Origin of the sequence: Algoriphagus sp. A40, assembly GCF_002002735.1 — a bacterium.
GTDB lineage: Bacteria > Bacteroidota > Bacteroidia > Cytophagales > Cyclobacteriaceae > Algoriphagus.
The window spans coordinates 65,688-71,687 of sequence record NZ_MUNY01000038.1 but is presented as its reverse complement, the minus strand read 5'-3'; the positions used below and the strand labels follow the sequence as shown (position 1 = coordinate 71,687).

Here is a 6,000-nt window from a genome sequence, read left to right as displayed (position 1 = left end):
GAAAGATGAGAAGGAATTCCAAGGACAGTTAAATGAGGAAGACAAAAAGAAATTATTCGAACTAACTGAAGCTCAAAAAATAGAACTTAAGAAAAAATTCAGAAAAGCATCTACATTATGTCATCCTGATAAATTCAGCAATGAATCCCCGGAGATACAAAAGAAGGCTGAAGAACTTTTTAAGGAAATAAATGAAGCAAACATTAGGAATGATTTGGAAATGATTTCCGAAATATTAGAACAGTTGGAAAAGGGAAGGCTTGAAGCCAAAATGAATAATAATATATCTGATAAAGAAATTCTTAAAACGACAATATCAAGATTAAGAACCAAGTTAAGGCAATTGGAATTCGAAATTCTAACTATTAAAGAAAGCGAAACTTATCAGACGATAATTACTATAGAAGATTGGAATGAATATTTTATTGAAATAAAAGAAAAACTTCAATCGGAATTAGAAGAACTAAAATTACGATAAAAACAATTAAAAAATGTGAGTTTTAGGAATCATGCACATGCCCGCCTGCGCCTAAATCCAACTGCCGATGGTTGTTATTCCCGCCTGGGTATAGTTTGACGTCGGCCTAGGAGTAGTTTGCAAAACGCTCGACCCCAATCTGAGTGTAGTTTGAACACTGGCCTGAGCGTAGTTTGCAACTACGCTCTACTCCCTGGTATTCCAACTCAAGGAAGGTGAATATGAGATTGTCCAAACGGATACCTCCTCTATTCTAAAAATCTTTGACTCGATCAATAAACTGCTCTACATGGAGGTTCACAGAAGCGATGAATTTTGAGAATATAACCTAATTAGATAAAAAAGAGGGTAGTTTTGCTTTCAATAGAATTTAGTTTTTTGGATAAAAAGAAAAAAACTGATAAAATCTTAAGCCATTAACCTAGATAAAATGCTTTTAGGCCAAACCGAAATACTTCAATGTCCCTTTTGCAAGGCTCTTTTTAATTCAGCCACATTTCGCAGCGGAAATACTTTTGGAGCAGTTAGGTGGTCTGACACCAAAATAGAGGCCCCGATGATGCCTACTTCACCAAAATTGATAAAATGTCACAGTTGCGATAGGTTTGTTTGGGTCGATAAGTTAATAAAGATCGGTGAATACGAATGGGATGAAAACGTTCCCATTGATTGGAAAAATTCAGCTATTCTGAGACATCTAACACTTAAAGAGCTTTTAGAATTTTTAGAAAAAAACCAAGAATTGACCTTATCTGAGGAGTATTACGTAAGAATTCGAATTCATTGGGGATATAATGATCCTATACGCTTAGGGGGTCTTCATTCAGTTCCAGAAGCTAAAAATCCTGATTGGCATTGGAACATAATAAGGCTACTTCAGACCTTAGATTGGAATAGACAACAAGATAGACTATTGGCAGCTGAATTGATGAGAAATTTAAAAGAATGGGATCAGGCAATTGAAGTTTTAAACTCAATTACAGAACCTTCAATGAATTTCTACAGATCAAAGATTCAGGAGAGATGTGTGAATCGTAATAATCTTGTTTTTAGGTTATAGTTGATTTCAAAAGACCCGCCTGGGTGTAGTTTGACGTCGGCCTAGGCGTAGTTTGCAACTGCGCTCGACTATCCAAATGAATTTGCAATTCGCTAAAAGTGACTAGCCAGAATATCTAAAGCCAATTAAAAAATGGTTAGAATATTAGGGTGTTTTGCAAACTACACCCAGCGTCCCAGCTTTTTACTCCTTATTTTTCATATTCAATTTTCACAACTCGCCATTGGACCTGCATGGTGGGCGTTTGGACGAGCGCTTCATCGCCCACCTGCTTTTTCAGCAGGGCCTGGGCCATGGGTGAATCGATCGAGATATAGTCCCTCCGCTCAAAAATCTCTTCTCCTCCCACAATTCGGAAGCGTATCTTTTGCCCCTTGGCATTTTCGATCTCGACCCATGCCCCAAACATTACTTTCCCCTCCTGATATTGAGTATAAGGGATCACCTTCAAGTCATCGACACACTTGCGCAAATAGTGGACACGTTTGTCTATTTCCCGGAGACGTTTTTTGTTGTAATGGTAATCGGCATTTTCCGAGCGGTCTCCCAAACTTGCCGCCCAGGCAACTTTTTGCGTGGTCTCAGGACGCTCAACCCGCCAAAGGTGGTCCAGTTCGGCTTTCAGCTTTTCCAAACCTTCGGAAGTAATCCACATGGTCTTCATTTCTGTAAATCAGGTTGTAGTTGGCAAATGGGTGTCAGCGTAATCATCCAAAAAACGCTCCTCCCCCGTCTGAGGGTAGTTTGACGCTCGGCCTGAGTGTAGTTTCTTTTTTACAAACAATTACTTTTCAACCCTCATCCTTGGTGGTTTTAACCAGGCCAATGCCAGCTATAAAAAATAATAAGCCCAATGATCCAAATACAATCATTTGTTTAATGTCTGCTGATTCATTGGCAAATGTGACAGCGGTATAAATAAGCCCTACTATGCCCAAAATTGTAAGTATGGCTCCGAAAATTCTTTTTAAGTTCATAAGTAAGATATATTACAATCCAAAGGTATCCACAATCATGCCAGCAAGGATAACTTGAAGGGGCTCAATTCCTACTGTTAGATGAGCTCTAGTATCGTTATACCCTTGCTGAGCGTAGAATGTAAGCCTGAGCGTAGTCCCAATCTGAGTATAGTTTGCCACACACCTGAGCGTAGATTGCATCTAGGCTCGACTATCCAAACGAATTTGTAATTCGCTAGAAAGCACCGTCCATAAATATTAGGCCATTTAAAAATTGGTTAGAATATTAGGGTGTTTTGCAAACTACACCCAGTGTCCCGAGGGGTCACTCCAACTGGGGATTCCTTTAATTCAAAATCATTTTTCAACTGAATAGACTAGCTTACTGCAACAATTTTTCCACTAACCTGTCCAATAGTCTATTGGAAAAGAAAAACGCTGTAAGTGACGATGATCCGCTATTAGTTCAGCAGGTCTTGAATGGGGATAGAAATGCCTTTGGTCTTATTATTAGAAAAACTGAAAGGATGGTTGCGCAGATCGTTTTCAAAATGGTGAGAAACGAGGAAGATTGTAAGGACCTCGCCCAGGACATCTACCTGAAGGTATTTCACAATCTCCCCAGGTTCCGATTTCAGGCTAAACTCTCTACCTGGATCGCACAGATTGCCTACAACACTTGCCTCAATTTCCTGGAGAAAAAGAAAGTGACCCTGATAGAAATCGAATTTGGAGGGGAAAATTCAATGGAGGATAAACTGGAGTCAATGGGCAATAAACACTCGGGTTTTTATTCAAATGAGATTGAAAGTCTCATCCATGGAAAGGAGCTTTCCAAGCTTTTGGAAGAGGAGATCAACAGGCTTTCCCCGATCTATAGAACCTTGATTACCCTGTATCACACAGAGGAAATGAGCTATTCCCAAATCGCGGAAATCACCCAATTGCCGGAAGGAACGGTGAAAAACTATCTGTTTAGAGCAAGAAAAGCCATGAAGGAAAATTTGAATTCAAAATTCAAAAGAAATGAACTATGAACAGTCAGCATCTTACTGAAGAAGAAATCCAGGATTGTGCAATTGCTAAGGAAGCGATTGCCCCAGTAGTAAAGGCCCATCTTTCCCATTGTACATCCTGTGAGGAAAAAGTCAGAACCTTTAGCCTGCTTTTTTCATCCATGAAGGAAATCCCCCCTTCTGAATTTGGTTTTGATGTTTCCTCTCTCGTATTGGCACAATTGGAAAACAATTCCTCCCGACATAGATGGTCCAACTTTGCCATCGGTTTGTTCATCGCTCTTGGAATTGTTTGCTCGGGGATGCTTCTTTTAAACGTAAAACAGCTCATCTCAGGCTTTGGCGGTTATTTACTACTCCTTACTGCCTTGTTGGTTTTGCTTATTCAGATTGGCAGTACGTACCAGAAGTACCTCACCCAAATTGATTTGCTAAAAAAATAATGCAACAACATCCCGATTCCCCGGTCAAATAGGAAAAACAACGAAAGCCATGAAAAATATACTCCTAACACTAATTGCATGTACGATCACCGGTATCGGAAAACTGAGTGCGCAAACCTACGACCCCATTGCTTATCGACTTGAAATGGGTGGTGAAGACGTTTTCAATGCCCTTGCCAGCATTGTTGTACTCGTCATCGTCCTACTTTTTATTATTTCAATGGTTAGGCAGCTTTTTGACAATAGAATAAAAAATAAAATCATTGACAAAGGTGTTTCAGACAGCCAGATTTCAGCAATCCTCCAGTCCAATTCAGGAGATGGGAATTATGTCAACCTCAAATGGGCCATGTTGTTGACCGGGTTGGGAATAGGACTTACCATCATTTATTACACTCTTCCACTGGGAATCCACTCCTTGGCAATCCTCTGCTTCAGCATCGCGATTAGCTTCTTTGCCTATCATTATTTGCTTCAAAAGAAGCGTTGAGCTAAACCCGCCTGGGTGTAGTTTGACGGTGGACTAAGCGTAGTTTTCCTACCCTGCAAGCCGGCCTCTCGCTAAAAAGCTTTACTAAAGCTTTTTTGACGCTCGATCCTGCCTTTCTATTCAAACGAATTTGCAATTCGCTAGAAAACGACCATGCAAGAAAAATTAAGCATATTAAAAATTGGTCAGAATATTAGGGATTTGACTACGCCGAGCAGAATCATCTGGACTCCGCTTTCCGCCTTTTCATGATGTTCTGATAGATAGCCAGGAGGAATACGAAGACAAAGGTGACCGCTGTAACTACGTCAATTACTACCGGATCGGCATCTATGCCAGCCACCTTATCTACCCAGTATTTAATGAATGAATTGGGTAAATCTGTTTCTCCCAGTTTGGTTTTCACCTGCCACTGCCAATCGGTGATGGGACAATATCCGATACCGAACCAGATTCCCAGCCCTAGCCAAGATGCGGCAGTAAGTAATACACACCAGAAATGCAATCGCCTCGTGGCAGGCCAGATCCAGCCCAAAAGATTTAACCCGATAATCAGTAGATGAAGTGAGGTTAAAAAGTAATCAAGCAAGTACAGCCACATGTCAAATTGTCTAAGCCCTTGCACAAAATACCATCATTCCAGCAATAACAACACCCAGTCCAACCCGTGATTTGACTACGCCGAGCGGGGGCTGTTAGAACACTTTTTAATCGATGTGGCTAACTTTATCGCGAAAGCGGCCAATCCCACTTTTCAAAAACCAAGACAGAGATTAGTATTTTTCGCCAAACACCTTCTTTGGTTTTATTGTAACTTATTGACTTACAAACATATTTGAGAGAAAAGTCCAGCAAACCATCGAGGTCTTGGAAGGCAGTCCGAGTCTCCTCTTTGGCAATAAGAAATTAAATTTTTCACTTCTAACACAAAAGCCATGATACCATTTAAAACAAAAACCTGCTTGCTCGCAGCTGCATGTACGGCGTTTCTATTTGGCTGCAAGGAAAATACCTCAAGCGATGAATCCAGTATGAGCGACACCACTGCAATTGAGCCTGTAAGTGACCCGAGTCCGTCTCCAGCCTACGACCCGACTATGGATCCCTATCTTATGGGCGGCGACGGTATAAAGCAACTTAGCGACACCTTGGGTGTAAAAATTTATGAGTTCACTGTTGCCCCCGGAGAATCCTGGGGATTGCACACCCATCCGCAACATACTGTCTATGTTCTTGAAGGCGGGACCATGGCATTGTATATGAAAGAGGCCGGAAGGACGGATACGCTAACCTTTCCAACTGGATATTCCCTTGTGAGTGGACCATTGACGGATTCCGGGATGAATGTGGGAAAAACCACCATAAAGATGATTGTAACTGATATTTACTTGCAGCGGGAATAGAAAACGCTAAAAGAGTAACCAAAGAACTCTGAGAAGAATACCCGGTCGGGCAGTAGATTGACGTCGGCCGGGACGAAATTTGTCCACCCTGCAAATCGATCTCTCCCCCTCGTTGTAGTTTAGCGCAGCTTAGGCACAGTCTGTAAAACGC

At 41.2% G+C, this 6,000-nt stretch carries 9 protein-coding genes; 6 read left to right on the top strand and 3 right to left on the bottom strand.

Annotated features, from left to right (window positions below; translation table 11 throughout):
* Together B0E43_RS04600 and B0E43_RS04595 are read left to right on the top strand one after the other, a co-directional pair.
* Positions 1-478 (top strand): J domain-containing protein (locus B0E43_RS04600; protein WP_139352658.1); only part of this gene is annotated, 478 nt, incomplete at its 5' end.
* Between the two features lie 430 nt (positions 479-908).
* A complete protein-coding gene (locus B0E43_RS04595) occupies positions 909-1,538 on the top strand; it encodes a hypothetical protein (RefSeq protein WP_077347117.1) in 630 nt (209 codons plus the stop codon).
* A 190-nt stretch (positions 1,539-1,728) separates the two neighbouring features.
* Here B0E43_RS04595 and greB read toward each other — a convergent pair whose 3' ends face one another.
* A complete protein-coding gene (gene greB / locus B0E43_RS04590; protein ID WP_077347115.1) occupies positions 1,729-2,202 on the bottom strand; it encodes a transcription elongation factor GreB in 474 nt (157 codons plus the stop codon).
* Positions 2,203-2,329: 127 nt separating this feature from the next.
* A complete protein-coding gene (locus tag B0E43_RS04585) occupies positions 2,330-2,515 on the bottom strand; it encodes a hypothetical protein (RefSeq protein ID WP_077347113.1) in 186 nt (61 codons plus the stop codon).
* Between the two features lie 404 nt (positions 2,516-2,919).
* On the opposite strand from B0E43_RS04585, the gene B0E43_RS04580 reads away from it, so the two are divergent.
* From B0E43_RS04580 to B0E43_RS04570, 3 genes are read left to right on the top strand one after another with little or no spacing between them, the layout of a single operon-like run.
* Positions 2,920-3,534, top strand: coding sequence for an RNA polymerase sigma factor (locus tag B0E43_RS04580; RefSeq protein ID WP_254423361.1), 615 nt, complete (start codon positions 2,920-2,922; stop codon positions 3,532-3,534).
* A complete protein-coding gene (locus B0E43_RS04575) occupies positions 3,531-3,956 on the top strand; it encodes a hypothetical protein (protein ID WP_077347111.1) in 426 nt (141 codons plus the stop codon). Before B0E43_RS04580 ends, B0E43_RS04575 begins: the two co-directional genes overlap by 4 nt.
* A 49-nt stretch (positions 3,957-4,005) precedes the next feature.
* Positions 4,006-4,446 carry a DUF6249 domain-containing protein gene (locus B0E43_RS04570; protein ID WP_077347109.1) on the top strand — a complete coding sequence of 147 codons (441 nt, stop codon included), beginning with the start codon at positions 4,006-4,008 and terminating at the stop codon, positions 4,444-4,446.
* A gap of 220 nt (positions 4,447-4,666) precedes the next feature.
* Here B0E43_RS04570 and B0E43_RS04565 read toward each other — a convergent pair whose 3' ends face one another.
* Entirely contained in the window at positions 4,667-5,047 is a 381-nt protein-coding gene (locus B0E43_RS04565) for a DUF2784 domain-containing protein (RefSeq protein ID WP_077347107.1), read from the bottom strand.
* A gap of 334 nt (positions 5,048-5,381) precedes the next feature.
* On the opposite strand from B0E43_RS04565, the gene B0E43_RS04560 reads away from it, so the two are divergent.
* Positions 5,382-5,849: a hypothetical protein gene (locus tag B0E43_RS04560; RefSeq protein ID WP_139352657.1), complete on the top strand. Its 468-nt coding sequence runs from the start codon at positions 5,382-5,384 to the stop codon at positions 5,847-5,849.
* The last annotated feature ends 151 nt before the right edge of the window (positions 5,850-6,000 follow it).

Bases quoted from the DNA above. Each gene is read 5' to 3' on its own strand.
- B0E43_RS04585 (WP_077347113.1), bottom strand. From the start codon at position 2,515: ATGAACTTAAAAAGAATTTTCGGAGCCATACTTACAATTTTGGGCATA.
- B0E43_RS04595 (WP_077347117.1), top strand. From the start codon at position 909: ATGCTTTTAGGCCAAACCGAAATACTTCAATGTCCCTTTTGCAAGGCT.
- B0E43_RS04570 (WP_077347109.1), top strand. From the start codon at position 4,006: ATGAAAAATATACTCCTAACACTAATTGCATGTACGATCACCGGTATC.
- B0E43_RS04575 (WP_077347111.1), top strand. From the start codon at position 3,531: ATGAACAGTCAGCATCTTACTGAAGAAGAAATCCAGGATTGTGCAATT.
- B0E43_RS04565 (WP_077347107.1), bottom strand. From the start codon at position 5,047: ATGTGGCTGTACTTGCTTGATTACTTTTTAACCTCACTTCATCTACTG.
- greB (WP_077347115.1), bottom strand. From the start codon at position 2,202: ATGAAGACCATGTGGATTACTTCCGAAGGTTTGGAAAAGCTGAAAGCC.
- B0E43_RS04560 (WP_139352657.1), top strand. From the start codon at position 5,382: ATGATACCATTTAAAACAAAAACCTGCTTGCTCGCAGCTGCATGTACG.